The organism is Lentibacillus sp. L22 (assembly GCF_040812445.1).
Classification (GTDB): domain Bacteria; phylum Bacillota; class Bacilli; order Bacillales; family Amphibacillaceae; genus Lentibacillus_C; species Lentibacillus_C daqui.
Map to the genome: position 1 here is coordinate 1 of NZ_JBFNXI010000035.1, position 17215 is coordinate 17215.

14 protein-coding genes and 1 pseudogene are annotated in these 17215 nt (G+C 39.8%); 1 reads left to right on the forward strand and 14 read right to left on the reverse strand.

Annotated features, from left to right (window positions below; all coding sequences use genetic code 11):
* Window positions 1-180: 180 nt before the first annotated feature.
* The 3 genes from ABRT01_RS13555 to ABRT01_RS13565 form a co-directional block, all read right to left on the reverse strand.
* A complete protein-coding gene (locus ABRT01_RS13555) occupies window positions 181-1185 on the reverse strand; it encodes a dihydroxyacetone kinase subunit DhaK (RefSeq protein ID WP_367747858.1) in 1005 nt (334 codons plus the stop codon).
* A gap of 128 nt (window positions 1186-1313) precedes the next feature.
* Window positions 1314-2588 (reverse strand): MFS transporter, encoded by a 1275-nt coding sequence (locus ABRT01_RS13560; RefSeq protein ID WP_439649431.1) that lies wholly within the window; start codon window positions 2586-2588, stop codon window positions 1314-1316.
* Window positions 2589-2659: 71 nt separating this feature from the next.
* Complete coding sequence (locus tag ABRT01_RS13565) at window positions 2660-3769, reverse strand: MDR/zinc-dependent alcohol dehydrogenase-like family protein (protein WP_367747861.1); 1110 nt, start codon at window positions 3767-3769, stop codon at window positions 2660-2662.
* A 312-nt stretch (window positions 3770-4081) separates the two neighbouring features.
* On the opposite strand from ABRT01_RS13565, the gene ABRT01_RS13570 reads away from it, so the two are divergent.
* Entirely contained in the window at window positions 4082-4855 is a 774-nt protein-coding gene (locus ABRT01_RS13570; protein WP_367747864.1) for a DeoR/GlpR family DNA-binding transcription regulator, read from the forward strand.
* Window positions 4856-5412: 557 nt separating this feature from the next.
* On the opposite strand, the gene ABRT01_RS13575 is transcribed toward ABRT01_RS13570, so the two are convergent.
* The 11 genes and pseudogenes from ABRT01_RS13575 to ABRT01_RS13625 form a co-directional block, all read right to left on the reverse strand.
* On the reverse strand, window positions 5413-5607 hold the full coding sequence (locus tag ABRT01_RS13575; RefSeq protein ID WP_367747867.1) for a hypothetical protein: 195 nt from the start codon (window positions 5605-5607) through the stop codon (window positions 5413-5415).
* A gap of 89 nt (window positions 5608-5696) precedes the next feature.
* Window positions 5697-6932 carry an AMP-binding protein gene (locus ABRT01_RS13580; protein ID WP_367747870.1) on the reverse strand — a complete coding sequence of 412 codons (1236 nt, stop codon included), beginning with the start codon at window positions 6930-6932 and terminating at the stop codon, window positions 5697-5699.
* Window positions 6925-7275 carry an AMP-binding protein gene (locus ABRT01_RS13585; RefSeq protein ID WP_367747873.1) on the reverse strand — a complete coding sequence of 117 codons (351 nt, stop codon included), beginning with the start codon at window positions 7273-7275 and terminating at the stop codon, window positions 6925-6927. The genes ABRT01_RS13580 and ABRT01_RS13585 overlap by 8 nt, the downstream gene beginning before the upstream one ends.
* Before the next feature lie 337 nt (window positions 7276-7612).
* Window positions 7613-9196 (reverse strand): long-chain-fatty-acid--CoA ligase, encoded by a 1584-nt coding sequence (locus ABRT01_RS13590; protein ID WP_367747876.1) that lies wholly within the window; start codon window positions 9194-9196, stop codon window positions 7613-7615.
* 33 nt (window positions 9197-9229) lie between these two features.
* Window positions 9230-10411 (reverse strand): acetyl-CoA acetyltransferase, encoded by a 1182-nt coding sequence (locus ABRT01_RS13595; RefSeq protein WP_367747879.1) that lies wholly within the window; start codon window positions 10409-10411, stop codon window positions 9230-9232.
* A gap of 15 nt (window positions 10412-10426) precedes the next feature.
* Window positions 10427-11827: an OB-fold domain-containing protein gene (locus ABRT01_RS13600; protein ID WP_367747882.1), complete on the reverse strand. Its 1401-nt coding sequence runs from the start codon at window positions 11825-11827 to the stop codon at window positions 10427-10429.
* Window positions 11828-12335: 508 nt separating this feature from the next.
* Window positions 12336-12740, reverse strand: a complete 405-nt coding sequence (locus ABRT01_RS13605; protein ID WP_367747885.1) for a MaoC/PaaZ C-terminal domain-containing protein — start codon at window positions 12738-12740, stop codon at window positions 12336-12338.
* A 23-nt stretch (window positions 12741-12763) separates the two neighbouring features.
* Window positions 12764-13216: a MaoC family dehydratase N-terminal domain-containing protein gene (locus ABRT01_RS13610; RefSeq protein ID WP_367747888.1), complete on the reverse strand. Its 453-nt coding sequence runs from the start codon at window positions 13214-13216 to the stop codon at window positions 12764-12766.
* 99 nt (window positions 13217-13315) lie between these two features.
* Window positions 13316-14227 carry an SDR family NAD(P)-dependent oxidoreductase gene (locus ABRT01_RS13615; RefSeq protein WP_367747891.1) on the reverse strand — a complete coding sequence of 304 codons (912 nt, stop codon included), beginning with the start codon at window positions 14225-14227 and terminating at the stop codon, window positions 13316-13318.
* Window positions 14228-14258: 31 nt separating this feature from the next.
* Window positions 14259-15436 (reverse strand): annotated as a pseudogene (locus ABRT01_RS13620) (acyl-CoA dehydrogenase family protein).
* A 640-nt stretch (window positions 15437-16076) separates the two neighbouring features.
* Window positions 16077-17201 (reverse strand): zinc-dependent alcohol dehydrogenase family protein, encoded by a 1125-nt coding sequence (locus ABRT01_RS13625; RefSeq protein WP_367747894.1) that lies wholly within the window; start codon window positions 17199-17201, stop codon window positions 16077-16079.
* Window positions 17202-17215: the final 14 nt, after the last annotated feature.

A 17215-nucleotide genomic window follows, 5' to 3' on the forward strand; every position in this document is an offset into this window, starting at 1 on the left:
TCCCACCTTCTTAATGTAGTGGGATGAACACCAAGTATGTTGGATGCTTCATCGATGGTATACATGTTAGCGATCCTCCTCATTTTATTTCTACTTACAAGGTTCGACATAAAATGCGAGAATCCTGCTAAAAAGTAATTAATTTTAAATAATTTAGATTAAACTGTTTTGGAACCCCTCTTATTTTTGAACAAACATCGGACAATCAACTGGATGATCAATACACTTTTTCAACTCATCATCCAACTTCATGATGGTTACGGAACAGCCACCCATTTCCAATGAAGTGATATAATCACCAACATAAGAGCGATAAATTGTTATACCCAATTCATCAAGGAGTTGCTGAACGCGACGATAAACGATATACAATTCCATTCTCGGTGTAGATCCTAACCCGTTAACAAGTACTGCAACTTCATCGTCTTTGGTTAAATCGACATCTGCTAAAATATCATGTACCAACCGTTCTGCAACACGATCGGCTGATTCCAATTTACCTTTTTCGATGCCTGGTTCACCATGATGCCCTAAACCAATTTCCATCTCATCGTCCGCGATGTCAAAGCTTGGTTCGCCAGTTTGCGGCAGTGAACAAGGGTTCAAACCTACGCCCATTGAACGTGTATTTTCATTTGCCTTCTTTGCTGTCCGAACAACATCTTCTAAATGATAACCAAAATCAGCTGCAGCACCCGCAGCTTTATAAACGAAGAATTCACCAGCAATTCCGCGACGTTTTTCCTTTTCTTCTTTTGGGGCCGAGGCAACATCATCAGTCGTCAAAGCCATACCGACCTCAATATCTTCTTCCAAATCAGCTGATTCCGCTGCCATGCCAAAATTCATCACATCACCAGCATAATTTCCATAAAGATAAACAACCCCTGCTCCTTTATCAATTGCCTTGGTAACTTCCAAGATAGGATCCGGGGAAGGGGAGGCAAAGATATTACCCACTGCAACACCGTCTGCCATGCCATTGCCAACATATCCCATAAACGCTGGTTCGTGACCGGATCCACCGCCAATGAGGATACCAACCTTCCCATCCCTCGTTTTTTTATTAATAACCAATGATCGTTTATTTGTCGGTAATTGATTGATATAATCAGAATGCGCCATTACATATCCTTCAACCATTTCTTCTACAACATCTACAGGATTGTTTATTAACTTTTTCATCTCGCTCCACTCCCTTTACTTCTGTTTCTTTTCCTACTCTATTGAAAAATAACAAACCTCAAACACAAGCCAGTCCCCCTGCATCCAAGCCACGGGACTGTTTGATCGTCTTTCAAACTTATTTTGTCTTAATCTGCAACAACCGCTTCACTCTTACCGATATCATCTAGGGTTTTTGCGTTATTTGGTAATTTAACCCAAATCATCATAATCGTGCTTGCAAAATACAGGCCGCTTAAAATCCAGGTTACACCGACCGCACCGACAAGCCCATAAAACACTGTCACTATGGCCGGGCCAACAAAGACACATAGACCGGCGCCCAAGTTCAGAATTGACATGGCTGCACCTTTTTCTTCTTTAACAAGGGAAGGAACCAGCGCGGAAATCGGCACATAACCCGCCAGGCAAGCACCCCATAAAATACCCACTATAGTCATGACAGTCAGGTTACCGCCGATGATTTGTGGTGTATAGTAGAGCAATAGCGTAAACACACCACAACCAACACCGCCAATCCACATAATCGTATTACGCCAACCTAACTTATCACCAACGACACCGAAAATTAGGTTAAAAGCAATATTAGAGAGGAAGATTGCACTCCAGATACCTAACCACGTTGTCGTTGGTATACCGTATGCTGCCAGGTATGTCGGTAAAAATACCGGAAAGGCATATTGGGCAGCCTGGTTGATAACACGAACAATACCAGCAACGCCTACTTTTGGTTCCCTTATGACAATCGTTATACCACGTGCCAGCTCCTTGACCTGATCAATACCTTTGGACGTGGATACTCTTTCCAGCTTGTCACGATTAAACACCAAAGCAAACAGCGCACCGAGCAATACCCAAAAAATTGATGACCATAATGTATTAATATACCCAAGATGTTCGACTGCCCATTTAGAAAAGCCAGCTCCAAGGACATTCATCCCTCCTGAGAAAACGAACCAGAACCAGCCAACAGCTTTACCAAGCCGTTTTTGTGGCGTCCTATAGGTAATCCAGACCAAAAAACCATAAGCAAACAGTGGATAACCAATTCCACGCATCATATACGTCGGAAGCATTATTATATAATCTAAATTGCTAACCCCGAAACCGACAAATGCTGAATGGCCAACAATATAGGCAATCAAGCCCCAAAGCATGACTTTTCTAGCCCCGAACATGTCAATCAATACACCGGAAAACCAGGAAGCAACCGCAATCATTATCCCATATCCGGTAACCAATGCGGAAACATGTGTCACTGATAGGCCCTGATCGACCAGATAAGGCGAAATAAAAGCTAATTCAAGCCCATCCCCCATCATGAAAATTAGAACACCTAAAAAACCCCACGAGATTTTACTGGTAATCCCAATCCTATCCAGAAAATTTTCACTATTCAGCACGTAGTTCCACCTACCTTATAAGTAAATTGTCCGGAAGAGAAAGCACATTTCCCTTCCGTACTTCTATATCATTATGGCTGTAAAACAATTTTTAAAGAGTTTTCACCCTTCTTCATTAAATCGAAACCCTCTTCAAATTGCTCGAGAGGAAGCTTGTGTGTCACAACACCTTCTGTCGGAAAGTCCCCGTTCTTGATGCCCTCAATAACGAGCGGATAGCAGTACGGCCCCAAGTGTGATCCTAAAAGATCCAACTCTTTCCGATCGCTGATAATACTCCAGTCTACTGTTACCGGCTCACCAAACACACTAAATTCTACAAAACGGCCCAATTTACGAATCATTTGCAAGCCTTGTTCAACCGATTTCGGATGCCCAGTAGCTTCGATATAAACATCGCAACCATAGCCGTCGGTCATTTCCTTGATTTCTTTTTCCACGTCCACTTTACTAGGATTTAAAACAAGATCCGCTCCGAATTTCTTTGCCAGTTCCAAGCGATCCTCTTTCAAATCCAATACAATCAACTTCTTAGGGCCGGATTTCTTCAAGGCTCCTACCATTCCCAAGCCAAGCGTTCCTGCACCGGATAAAACAACAACATCACCAAGTTGGACGTTAGCTCTTTGTACTGCATGTAGACTGCAAGCGTATGGTTCTATTAAAATAGCTTTTTCTAGTGGTAAATCTTCTGGAACTTTATAATTGATTGCTTCCTTGGTGAATTTCATATATTCTGCCATGCCACCGTTTACATTGTTTTGAAAACCGTACAAATCATGTTTTTCGCACATCCAATATTGCCCTCGATTACAAAAACGGCAATCCCAGCAAGGTACAATTTGTTCGGAAATGACCCGGTCACCAATTTCAAAATCTGTAATTGCATCCCCTTTTTGTACAATTCTCCCAATGAATTCATGACCTGGAATCATTGGCGCTTTTATATATGGTGGTTGTTTTTCATCCCCCCAGAAGCTAGGTGCCCCACCATATGCTTTAATATCTCCTGCACAAATTCCGCACGCTTCTACCTTTATAATAATCTCTTGATCGTTTTCCAGTTTTGGAGTTTTCACTTCCTCAAACCTATAATCCTCTGGAGCGTAGGCCACTACAGCATTCATCGTTTCCGGAATCTCCCGAGATACCACCTGTTTTTCTTCTACTGTTTGACTCATCCTCATTCTCCCCTTCTATGGTTTGTAAGAATAACCTAAGTTCCATACCCTGAATGCAGATATTTTATTTGAAGGCGATGACATAACTGATGAAGGATTATAGTTTCAATGATTATGTAATCGCTATCAAATTATAGTTTAATTTTATCATTTGCTTTCAATTTGTCAATAATATTTTTAAACGTTTTCATATGTTTTTATAAATGACCTATAGATTGGGGAGACATTTAAAAAATGCAGAGAGATATATTGATAAATGTTGATAAATGGCATACTATTATCATTAGTAAAAGAAAATTAAGGGTGAAGATCATGAAGATGTTTGCAAGTGAACGACGAGATAAAATCATACAATTGCTGCACAACCAAAAACGTGCCACTGTCAAGGAATTAGCGGGGGAAATCGGTGTATCGGAAGCCACATTAAGAACTGATCTCAACAAAATGGAGGCGGACGGGCTATTAACCAGAACACATGGCGGTGCAGTATTAAATACAGATAACGATAATGAGACTAGCTTTAGTGTTCGAGAAAAGAAAAATAAAAAAGAAAAAATGCAAATTGCCAAAAAAGCATTTGAATTGATTGAAGAAAAACAATGCATCCTGCTTGACGCAAGTTCCACCGCATTGGAAATGGCACGCTATATCAAAACACAGCCTATCCGGCTAACCGTTGTGACAACAGGACTCCAGTGTGCCATGGAGCTTAATCACAATCCTGATATTACCGTTATTCAGATTGGTGGTTTGGTTACAAAGGGATCATCTTCCATTGAAGGTACCCTTGGGTTAAGTATACTTGATTACATAAATATTGATCTGATGTTCACCTCGGCTAACGGTTTTTCGGTCGACAATGGGTTGACTGATTTCAATTTGTATGAAGTTCAATTGAAAAAAGCAATTGTGTTAAAAGCGGAAAAAGTAATAGCATTAATTGATTCCTCGAAAATTGAAAAGAATTCGAGTGCTGTTTTTGCCAGCTTGGATCAAATTGATAAAATTATTACCGACAGGCCTGTTGGTAGTGATATAGCTGAACAGATTGAGAGCAATGATATTGAAATATTAATTGGGAAATGAAAGTGTTTGCTATGATTGAATATCGAAACCAGCAAAATTTTGTTTTTTGTTTTCATTTATTGTTGTTTGTCTTTGACGGTACAGAATTATGTGTAATGCCACACATCACAAACTTACTGCAACTTAGCCTTACGTGTGATGTTAGTATGTCGTATATGGAAGCTATTAAGGAAACTACTTAAGTAGCGCTCGAATGTCTAAAGTGGGAAGGAACATTAAAAATGGGAAAGCGGATTCAATTATTACTAGAACAAATCCCCCGATGACGGATCGCTTGAAGATAGCAATAATATTATGCTTTGTTAAGGATGGGGGATTCCAAGATGGAAGTAAGTGAGAAATACGTGTGTTATAAATCGGTTTTCGAAAAGCTAACCATCAAATCCAAATCTTTTTACGACTCCTCTTTAAATTTCCGTTCGCTCCCCAAGGATAGAAATGTGGTAAATCTGAGCTTACTTTCATTCCAAACTCTGGTTTCCGTTTTTCTAAGAATGAAGTAACACCCTTTTGCATCCGCGTTTTTTCCTGTAAAGTGAAGATACTTAGATTCAACCTCATGGGATTCCATTGGGGGTCATCCATTGGAAGTGTATTGTATTTTTTGCACCAATTTCCACTGCTGGTCCATTGACGGCTGCGATAATTGGCTTATTCAAATCATATATTCGCAACGATAAAATGCCACCGTCATCACGGAAATCCTCAATATCCAAAAGTATCTCCACCTTTGCCCAAATCAGTCCTAGCACTAAATGCTCTCCCTTCTCCAGTAACTATAATTACCCTTACATTGTCATCATCCCATTCGCAATATCTACCTTAATGGTTTGATACATTTTTATCCCCCTTGAATTTGTTTTGAACTATTTTTATGCGGACCACGTAAAGTCGTTTTCAATACCTTTCCTGAAGCATTTCTCGGTAACGTATCAATGAATTCTACTTCCTTAGGTTTTTTATAAGAAGCTAGACTTTTTTTGCAATACGCAATAACTTCTTGTTCTGTTAACTTTTTTTCTGGTTTCATTACAATATACGCTTTGACTCTTTCCCCCCAATGGATATCAGGTACACCGATGACAGCACACTCTAAAATATCTGGATGTGTATAAAGAACCTCTTCAATCTCGGCAGAATAAATATTCTCTCCACCACTGATAATCATATCCTTTTTGCGATCAACGACATAAATAAACCCCTCTTCATCCATTCGAACTAAATCGCCACTGTGAAACCATCCACCTCTAAAAGCCTCTCTTGTCGCTTCTGGATTGTTATAATATTCCTTCATCACTGTTGGTCCACGGTAGACAATCTCACCAATTTCACCTATTGGAACATCATTCATTTCTTCATCAACGATGCGAACTTCAACGTTTGGAATTGGTTTGCCTACTGAATCAGTCTTTCTATATGAATCATTACCATTTAATGAAGTTGTTGATGGACTCATTTCCGTTTGACCAAATGCCTCACTATAACTAGCATTCTCAAATACTTTTATAATTCGCTTCTTTAATTCCAAAGGAGTAATGGCACCACCAGTTGAGCATTCCCGCATAGATGTTAAATCAAACTCCCTTACGTTAGGCACACGTAGCAAGAAATTCCACATGGCCGGCACTAAAAACATGGTATTGATTTTTTCCTTTTCAATGATTGTTAGGATGTTTTCGGGTTGAAAATCTCGGTGAATAACAGATGTCCCCACAATCATGCAACCACGTATTAAATAGCCCATTGCAGCAGCATGAAACATCGGTGGAACAATTAACTGTTTGCTGTACATCGGCGTTCCAATTTCCCATAATAAAATTAACTTACCAAGAATTAAATTTTTATGAGTTAATACAGCTCCTTTAGGGCGGCCTGTAGTTCCTGAGGTATACACAATCATCCCTGGGTCATCGTCCTTTAGTTGCGCACAAGGGAAAAATTCATGTTCTGTTTCAAATATTGTGTGGTAATCCATAAATTCAGAGGATTGGTTTGAATCCCCAACCGTCACAATGATTTCAACATTTGGAATACCGCTACGTATGGAAGCAATCTTTTCTGCATATTCATTAATCAATAACTAACAGCTTCGTATCCGAATTATTAATGATGTACTTAAATTCTTCCTCTGCTAAGCGAAAATTAATTGGTACACCAACCCCACCCGATAAAGCGATTCCAAAAAACACTTCCACAAAGGCAAGGCTGTTTTTCATAATAAATCCTACTTTGTCATTATGTTTAATTCCTTTTGATTGAAGCCAGCCAGCTATCTGTGAAGCCTGGTAGTCCATTTTTCTATATGTCACTCTTTGATTTTCATAAATAAAAGCCTCCCGGTCCGGTTCCCTATGTGTCGCTCTTTTTAATTGCTCCCCAATCAACAACTGTCTAGATAATGGTAATGAGGACGTGGTCAATCTAATTCACACCTTTCAGAAGGTTAGGTTACCTGATTTATAAACTACCTGATGTCAAAATCAGCTACAATACTACTTCACGTTCCATTTTTCTATCATTGCACCTTCAACTTTGCTCCATCCAGCTACGGGTACAATACGTTTTTAATACTTTGGTCACAAGTCTAACCCTAGTCATCCTAGTAAATGTTTACTCAAACGTTAATTTACGTTTATCAACAATTGCTTGAACCCCATTTTGATACCACACACCATCGACTCGTTTATTTTGTTTATCACCTGAATGATTTTTTTCATATCCACCCTCTCGTCTAAATAGACGTATTTTATATGGTTTTCACATTCTATAACCTTGGGTTTTTGCCTCTTCCACCAATTGCCTACGTAGAATTTTTCCAACCGTTGTTTTTGGCAATTCACCACGAAATTCAATGATCTTCGGAACCTTATATTTCGCCAATCGCTCTGCGCACCAATTTGTGATATCTTCTTCTGTCATTGGTTCCTTTTCTACAATGGCTACTTTAACTGTTTCGCCACGATATGGATCTGGAACGCCAAAAACACATGCTTCTTGTACGGCAGGGTGTTCATAAATGACATTTTCTATTTCTGCTGGATAAATATTGTAACCACCGGCAATAATCATGTCTTTTTTTCGGCCAACAATAAAGTAATATCCATCTTCATCCTTTACCGCGATGTCACCTGTGTAAAGCCAACCATTCCTTTTTGCATTTTCTGTTTCTTCGGGATTATTCCAATACCCTTTCATCACTTGGGGGCCTTTTACGATTAATTCTCCAGATTCTCCGATTGGCATTTCCGTTTTACCAGTTTCCACATCAACAATTTTCGCCTTTGTATTTGGAATTGGTACGCCTACACTACCAACCTTTTTCTTCCCTTTTGTGGGATTACGATGTGTCGATGTAGTTGCCTCGGAAAGTCCATATCCTTCCGTAAATAATGCATCTGTCGCTTGATCAAATTGTTTGATCACTTCATTTGGCATCGGTGCTGACCCACATACACAAAGCTTAAAGCATCTTAGATCGTCCTGTTGCAATGTTTCATCGTTTAACAGGGCAATATACATGGTGGGCGATCCTAAAAATAGGGTCGGCTGATGTTTCCTGATTATTTCAATGGCTGTATGTGCCTTAAAACGTTCCACTGCAATATACGTACCACCGATGGTAAGGCATAAAAACATATTTGTCATACCCATGGCGTGATACATGGGGGCGGTGCCTAATAATTTATGATGGGACTGACTATAGATTTCTTCTATATGATGGTAGGTTTGATGAATGTTTGAAACAATATTCGAATGTGTCAGCATCGCTCCCTTTGGCAGACCCGTTGTTCCACCGGTGTATTGGAATACTGCAACATCTTCCTTTAAATCAATATCTATATCTGGTAGATCTTTTATTTTCCTTCGAATTAGGTGATCAAGCGAATCCCCTGATGAAGCGTCTACATAAATTGCCTCTAAATATTGCAATCCATCAATCTTTTTTAATTTTTCTTTTTCTTTTTCGTATCCAACAAACCATGCTGCCTCGGAATCTTTTAAAATATGTTCTAATTCTTGTGGTTGGTACATGGGGTTGACCTGAACAATTGTCCCTCCCAACCGATGCACCGCAAAAAAGGTAGTAATATATTCCAAACTATTTGGTAGCATTAAGGCAAGACGATCTCCTTTTTGAAAATCCTTATGATATAAAGCAGCTGCCAAATACTCACTCGCATCTTTTAATTCCGAAAAAGTCACTTGCTTTTCGCCATCAATAACCGCCGTATGTGAAGCATGTTTCCGCGTGCTTTTTTCAAACACATCAAAGATAGATTGTTCGGGCAGTTCAACTATGCATTCATCTTTCATTGTTACCGGTTCATCATATTGACCCATCTTGTCCCCTCTTTCTACCAAGTTTATAAAATTCTAAGCGAGCTCTTTTCCAACAACTGATACAAAAGATACGCATTGCCATGGTGTTCCACCTAAATTATGTGTCAGTCCGATCTTGGGATGATCCAGTTGACGTTTTCCAGCCTTTCCTTGGAATTGTAAATACATCTCATACAACATTCGGAGTCCACTTGCACCAATTGGATGACCAAATGACTTCAATCCACCATCTGGATTGACGGGAAGCCTGCCAGTTAAATCGAAATCTCCGTTTAGGACATCGCGCCACGCCGCCCCACGTTCACTAAATCCAAGATCTTCATAAATAACAAGTTCTGTTGGTGTAAAACAATCATGCACCTCAGCCATATCAATTTCCTCGTGAGGATTGAGGATCCCCGCCTCTTTATATGCTGCAGTAGATGCTGCAATATTTTCCTGAATCGAGGTAAAATCAAAATCCTGTGTCATTCTTCCATCTCCAGGTCCCGCTGCAATCGATAATGCTTTTACATACATGGGATCGTTACGATATTTAGGTGCATCCTCTGTACGAACAATAATTGCGGCTGCTGCTCCGTCCGCCACCCCGGAACAATCCATTATCCCTAATGGAGAAGCAACCATTGGCGAGTTCTCAATTTGTTCCATTAGTACCTCTTTACGGTACTGTGCCTTTGGATTCAAGGAACCATTTTTATGATTTTTCCAGGCAATTCTTGAGAGTACTCGTTTCCCTTCTTTTGGGTCCAACCCATATTTATTAAAATACGCCGGTGCTAAAAAGGAAAAACTTGCGGGTGCAGTAATATTCGGTGCCGTTCCATCAGATGGTGGGGTTGGACGAGTTAATCCACTAAACCCGGAGTCCTTCAATTTCTCTACGCCAATCGCAAGTACTACATCAAATACACCTGAAGCAACAGCGTAACATGCATTTCGAAATGCTTCCGAACCCGTTGCACACAAGTTTTCTACCCTTGTTACAGGGACATAGTTTGTTTTTAATGGTCCAGCTAACGTGAACCCGGCATAACCGGAATTCATCGTTCCAAGCCATGCTGCATCAATATCTGTAGGTTCGATTCCAGCATCTTCAAAAGCATCATAAGCTGCTTCCACTAACAAATCATCTGTACTCTTATCCCAATGTTCCGCGAAACGGGTGCAACCCATGCCTACAACCGCTACCCGATCACGAATTCCTTTCCCCATCGTTATCCACCCCTTTCATCGCTTAGGTCTTGCTTTCCAGAAATAATTATGAATGCCACCTTGTTCATACAAACGACGGAAGGTCAGCTCGACCTCCATCCCTATTTCAATTTCATCTGGTTCACAATCGGTTAGCTCACACATAATCCTACCGCCGCCTTCAAAATCGATAACGGCAATTAATGCAGGTAGTGCAAGTGTTGGTGCCAGGTAATCAAGTGTATAGGTCGTAATGGTTGCTGTTTTACCAACAAATCGATAATCCTCCATTTGATCTTTAGCATGACATTTCGCACAAACCCTTTGTTTGGGAAATTGTGCTGTTCCACACACTTGACACTTTGATCCATAAAAACTGAGGTTTTGATCATAATTTCGATACATAGCTGGTGCAGAAGGGCGATCACGTTCTGGTCTCCTTGGAGGTTCAGTTTTTAAAAGCCCTTTCCATTTCAAATAATTTGCATAGGCAAGGTCGCTATTTTTTACCTGGATATGTCCTTTTAAACCTTTATGATCCACACTTTTTGCTAATGCATCCGTTGCCTCTAGTAAAATGACATCTGTACCCTCGGCAAAATTGGCAACCAAAATATATTCACCTGGCTTGGCATGTTCCAACGCTTCCACTAACATCATTCCTGCATGGGCAGTACCTGTTTGCCCAACAGTATCGAACAGTGGATCTAGTAATTGTTCTTCACTTACACCTAAGGCCCTGGCAATTTTTTGATACCCCTTTTTCACTGGTGCAGAAATAATAACCTTCGATACACCAGATAAAGCGATTTCATTTTTATGCAACAATTTCGAAACAGCATGTTGTACAGATGTAGTAAATACAGAAGAAATAAACCTTTCCTCCCAATTTCGTTCAACATCATCTCCATTAGAACGCCATTGACCAACAACTTCATCTTGTACAGTAAGTGAATCAACGACTTTAGCAACGACATTATCTCCACTTCCTGTTACAAAGGAAACGGCTCCATCTCCAAATAATTGCTCATTGGCGCCATTAGGTGCGCCAATTTGACAATCAGATGCTATAATAAGTGTTTGCTTTTCCTGATCAAGGGCTTCCATAAGAGATGAGGTTCCAGCTCTTAAGGAATGGGCTGTTTCCATGCCCCGAACATCTTTACGAAGATCCAATGCCTTCGTTATAGTTGATAAAGATGACTTTTCATCATAGGGGCCATTTGTGGTTGCAAAGTAAACAGCATCAATCGTTTTTTCATCCAATCCATTTAAACTATCGAACCCCGCCTCTACGCCCATGGATACAGCATCCTCATCAAAACCTGCTACTGCTTTTTCTCCTTTTAAGGTGGATGTTCCGAAAAATTCCTTTAGTTTCGTTCGTTGCAGCCGGTGATAAGGAATATAAGCCCCATATGAAAGAATACCCCGCAATCTTTTCCCCTCCCTATATCAATTAAATATTTCCAAAATACTTTTGTTTCCTAAAATCCCCCATTCACGGTTGCTACCCCCATATCACGGGATTTAATCTATAATACTTTCTTCTTGCAATTCCATAAGAGATAGGGATCGGAAAAAGCTCCTAAAAACCGAAATATCTTCTCCAGAGTATCATTCAACTTATATTGTAGAAGGTGTCACACATTCATGAAGTATTTATAAAGTATTATCAACTACATCAATTTCATTTTTTAAGAAACAATAGCTAGTGTTCTATGATGAAACGCAAATGACAGATTTAACTTTCAAATATTTATAATTGACCAGCGTCTTTGGCACCTATACCACTATTGCTGTCTGTCTGTATGATTATGACTTCTTGAATAAAACACCTTTTAGTTTTGATATTTCGCAAAACTATCCGAATAGCCTTTCGTTGCCGCATGCATATTGTACATCCCGTTATAATTCTGGTATCTTCAAAATACTCCTTATTCTCCTATCCCATTGAAGGAAGCTCCACCTCAAATTTTCCAGCGACTTTGACTTCCCCTTCTGGATTTCGCGCTTGCACTTCTCCAACTATCCTTTCATCCTTCTTTTCTAACACTTTTCCGACAACTTCTATTTCTTCACCAGGGTGTGTCATTTTCCGAAAACGAACATTGTATTTTTTAATATATTGTCTTGGGATCCAGTTCGTAACTGCCTTGGATGCCATCCCCATAATCAACATTCCATGAGCAATGACCCCTGTTCCCGCTTGTTCTCCCACTTCCTCAACGGTATGTAACGGGTTAAAATCACCTGAGGCTCCTGCATATTTAACCAGTTGCACTCTAGTAATCTCAGGGTCACGTACAACAGGAAACTGATCTCCTTCCTGAAGATCTTCAACATACATATGGATCACTCCTTATCATTAAACTAATGACGCTCGATCGTAACACCTTTTGATTTTGCTACCAATTCTCCATTTTGATTGGTATACTGATTTTCAGTTGTGATTAAGTTCATTCCTCCCGAAGACCCTTTTTTAACGGCCACATCCGAAACCATTGACTTTACAGTTAAAACATCGCCTGCGTAAATGTCTTTCATATATTCATATTCTTGTTCTCCATGTAACACTTTGACCGGATTTAACTGCAATTTCTTCATTTTCTCATCAAAACTTGGTCCACCCCAAAAATCAATTGCAGTAAGAAAGGTTAAAGGAATGGGAATACCTTTAAACCCTTCCTTTTTGGCTGCTTCTACATCATAATAGATGGGGTTGTCTTCCCCAATCGCTTCAGCAAACTCCCTAATTTTCCCCTTTTCCACTTTCATAGAATAGGGTTCATATTGTACGCCTATTAAATCCTTAATACCTGTCAATTTTTCTCACCTCGTATTCTAGTTTTTGCCCTTATAATACTGAAAGAACTAAAGGGATATTTGAGGCCATTTACCGAACTATTGTAACCATCTCTTCTATTAAACTAATGGGTCATATGGAAAAACTTCCGAACTGACTTCCAAAGGTGTAAAGCTATTTTTCAATGCGCCTTTAACAGATGCGATGCTTTCAATATTCCATCCTTCAGCGTTATAAGTCGAACGGACGGGACGTGGTTGAGAGAAAACCATAATTTCTTTTCCTCTTACACCAAAGATTTGTCCGGATACATCATCAGCCTGATCAGATGCTAGAAATGCTACGAGTGGTGCAATATCTGCCGGGGACATTTGCTTCATTTTTTTCACGCGTTCTTTTTCTGCATCTGTTTCAGTAGGAATCGTACCAATTAGTCGGCTCCAGGCAAATGGAGCAACCGCATTTGCCGTCACATGGTAGCGTCGCATATCCAATGCAGTAATTTTCGTTATTCCGGCTATTCCAAGTTTGGCTGCTGCATAATTTGCCTGTCCGATGTTTCCTATCAAGCCAGAAGTGGATGTGAAATTAATGAATCTACCACTCTTTTGTTCCTTAAATAATGGAGCTGCTGCCCTTGTCATGTTAAAGGTTCCTTTCAAGTGAACAGCGATAACGGAATCAAACTCTTCTTCACTCATTTTAAAAATCATACGGTCACGTAATATTCCGGCATTATTGACGACAATATCAAGGCGTCCATACGTCTCCATTGCTGTATTTACAATGTTCTCAGCATTTTCATACACCGCGACAGAATCACAATTTCCTACTGCTTCTCCACCAGCGTCTTTAATCTCTTTTACTACCACATCGGCTACTTTTGTATCGTTTCCTGTTCCATCAGATGAACCACCTAAATCGTTTACGACAACCTTTGCACCCTCTTTAGCCAGAAGCAATGCAATTTCCCGACCTATTCCCCGACCGGAACCTGTTACAATAGCTACTTTTCCATCTAGATTTTTCATTATTTATCAAACCCTTCTTAATATCTTTTATTTATAAACCAAGATTTTTGGAAATAATAACTTTCATAATCTCGTTTGAACCTGCGAAAATAGATGTGATCGGTATATCACGGTATCTTTTGGCAATCTTATATTCTTCCATATATCCGTACCCACCATGTAATTGCATACATTCTGTAGCGACCCGTTTCGCCATATCGGTAATCCACCATTTACCCATAGAAACCTCTGTTACGATGTCCATTTCCTGCATATGTTTTTGAATTAAGTTGTCAAGGTAAACACGACCAATTTGGATTTCTGTGGCCATTTCTGCAATTTTAAATTGCGTATGTTGAAATTTACTAATTGGTCGACCGAATGCTTCTCTTTCTTTGACATAGATTGTTGTTAACTGAAGCATATCTTCAGCTGCAACTTGCGCATTGACAGCGCATAATAAACGTTCTTGTTGTAAATTCGTCATGAGGTGATAAAAACCTTTTCCTTCTTCTCCGATCAGGTTTGTAACTGGAACGCGAACATCCTCAAAGATTAGTTCGGCTGTATCCTGACTATGCATACCTACTTTATCCAGTTTCCTCCCGCGTGAAAAACCTGGTGTGTCACGTTCAACTAAAATCAAGCTTATCCCTCTGTGCGCAGGTTGAGCTGTTGGATCCGTTTTACATGCCACAACAATTAAATCAGAATGAATCCCATTGGTAATAAATGTTTTTTGGCCGTTGATAATATAATGGTCTCCATCTTTCACTGCTGTTGTTTGAATGTTTGCTAGGTCAGATCCCGCACCAGGTTCTGTCATAGCAATCGCTGTTATCATATTCCCATTGACACATCCAGGTAGAAATTTATGTTTTTGTTCCTCTGTACCGAAACTCGCAATATAAGGAACGATAATATTACTATGTGTTCCAATACCGGTCAGTTCAGCACCGACCCTTGCCACTTCTTCATGCAAAATGAGCGCGAAGGCAAAATCCAGCCCTAAACCGCCATATTCTTCATCTATCCATGGACAGATAAATCCTTGTTGACCCAACTTATTCCAAAACTCCCGAGGTACCATTTTATTTTATCTTTTTCCCATTGCTCATAATATGGGACTGCCTCTTTCTCCATGAATTTACGAATAGAGTCATGGAACATATAATGCTCTTCTGTGAAAAAAGGGCGCGCAGCCTTATGTGACTCTAATAGAGCCTCCATTATTTTATTTCCTCCATTCTACTTGACTTTTGTAAATACATGGATATTGCATCCAAAGAATACTAATAATCATCCATGTACATATTTGACATAACATATGATTTAAGCTAAAAGTTTTTGCGATGAACAGACTAGTTTGAGATTAGAATATTGATTTTTGGGTGATATGCAAAATCTTGAAGTTTTTATGTGGATCTCTGATGAAAGAAACGATTGGATCAATATGTAGCAGATTTTAAGACTCAAGCCATCGAACATGGCCTACCTACTTTGGGTCATTAGTAGGGAAACGATTTCAAATGTGCAGTAATGGGAGTGTTACAGCATGTATTCATCGTACCATTTCACCGCCTATCTTGATTTTATATATAAAATTACTTTTTGTCAACAAAATATTTTGAATTGATATAATAAATACCCAGTTTTAAATATTACACCAGGCCATTTTACTGAACTTCAAACCAACATTCCATGGAGGTGGAATGTTGGATGCTAAACAAGTAATTTTCAGCTGCATTCATAAAATGTATACTAACAGGGGGATTATTATTATTCAATGCATAAAAAGATCATCTGACAGAAACAGGATGATCTTTTTAGCAAAATTATATCTTCTATTCTTTTGGAAATGGAAAACCCACTAAAATCGAATCAAAATCCTTGAAGAATCCCCCTTCGCCAACATATCAAAACCTTCATTTATCTCGTCCAAGGAAATAAAATCCGTCATTAATTTATCAACTGGCAGGCGGTCCTGTTTAAATAAATTGATAAAGTTAGGTATGTCTCTTTCCGGGACACAACTACCTATATAGGAACCTTTTATAGTCCTTTCTTCCGCCGTTAATGTAACATGCGGAAAAGAAAAGTGATGCTCAGGGTGTGGCAGACCAGTTGTCACGGTAGTTCCACCACGCTTGGTAATCCCATATGCTACCCCCATAGCAGGTACTGCTCCTGCAGTTTCAAATGCATAATCGAGTCCACCATCCGTTGCTTCACGTATTTGTTTTACCACATTAGGATCTTTTGAGTTAAAAGTGTCTGTTGCCCCTAATTCCTTTGCTTGTTTTAATTTTGTTTCGTTGATATCGACAGCAACTACCCGACTTGCTCCCGCAGAAATTGCCCCTAGAAGAGCACTCAACCCGATTCCTCCAAGTCCAACGATTGCAACCGTACTTCCCAATCTAATATTCGCAGTATTAACAACGGCACCTACACCAGTAATCACTGCACAACCAAAGAGTGCCAACTTTTCAAAGGGGATATCCTTTTCTACCTTTATTAATGATTTTCTTGAGACAACGGCGTATTCTGAAAAAGCGGATACACCAACATGATGATTAACATCTTCCCTTTTTGTATGCAGACGAATGCCCCCACCCATTAAAGTTCCAGCAGTATTTGACTCCGCCCCAACTTCACATAGGGCCGGACGTCCTTCCTTACATGGCAGGCATTGCCCGCAGCTTGGAACGAATACGCATACGATATGATCACCTAGCTCTAAATCAGTAACACCCTCTCCAGTGTCCACAACAACACCTGAAGCTTCATGGCCAAGTGCCATTGGAAGCTGTCTTGGTCTACTTCCGTTTATCACGGATAAGTCGGAATGGCAAAGACTTGCCGCCTTCATTTGAATGAGTACCTCACCATATTCAGGCGGGTCGAGCTCTAGCGTTTCAATTTTTATTGGCTGACTTTCCGCATATGGGGTTGCAGCACTCATTTCTCGTAATACAGCGGTACGTGTTTTCATCTTCCACCCACTCC

Coding starts and splice junctions, on each gene's coding strand:
- ABRT01_RS13555 (WP_367747858.1), bottom strand. CDS start 1,185: ATGAAAAAGTTAATAAACAATCCTGTAGATGTTGTAGAAGAAATGGTT.
- ABRT01_RS13565 (WP_367747861.1), bottom strand. CDS start 3,769: ATGAGTCAAACAGTAGAAGAAAAACAGGTGGTATCTCGGGAGATTCCG.
- ABRT01_RS13570 (WP_367747864.1), top strand. CDS start 4,082: ATGAAGATGTTTGCAAGTGAACGACGAGATAAAATCATACAATTGCTG.
- ABRT01_RS13590 (WP_367747876.1), bottom strand. CDS start 9,196: ATGGGTCAATATGATGAACCGGTAACAATGAAAGATGAATGCATAGTT.
- ABRT01_RS13595 (WP_367747879.1), bottom strand. CDS start 10,411: ATGGGGAAAGGAATTCGTGATCGGGTAGCGGTTGTAGGCATGGGTTGC.
- ABRT01_RS13605 (WP_367747885.1), bottom strand. CDS start 12,740: ATGTATGTTGAAGATCTTCAGGAAGGAGATCAGTTTCCTGTTGTACGT.
- ABRT01_RS13615 (WP_367747891.1), bottom strand. CDS start 14,227: ATGAAAAATCTAGATGGAAAAGTAGCTATTGTAACAGGTTCCGGTCGG.
- ABRT01_RS13625 (WP_367747894.1), bottom strand. CDS start 17,201: ATGAAAACACGTACCGCTGTATTACGAGAAATGAGTGCTGCAACCCCA.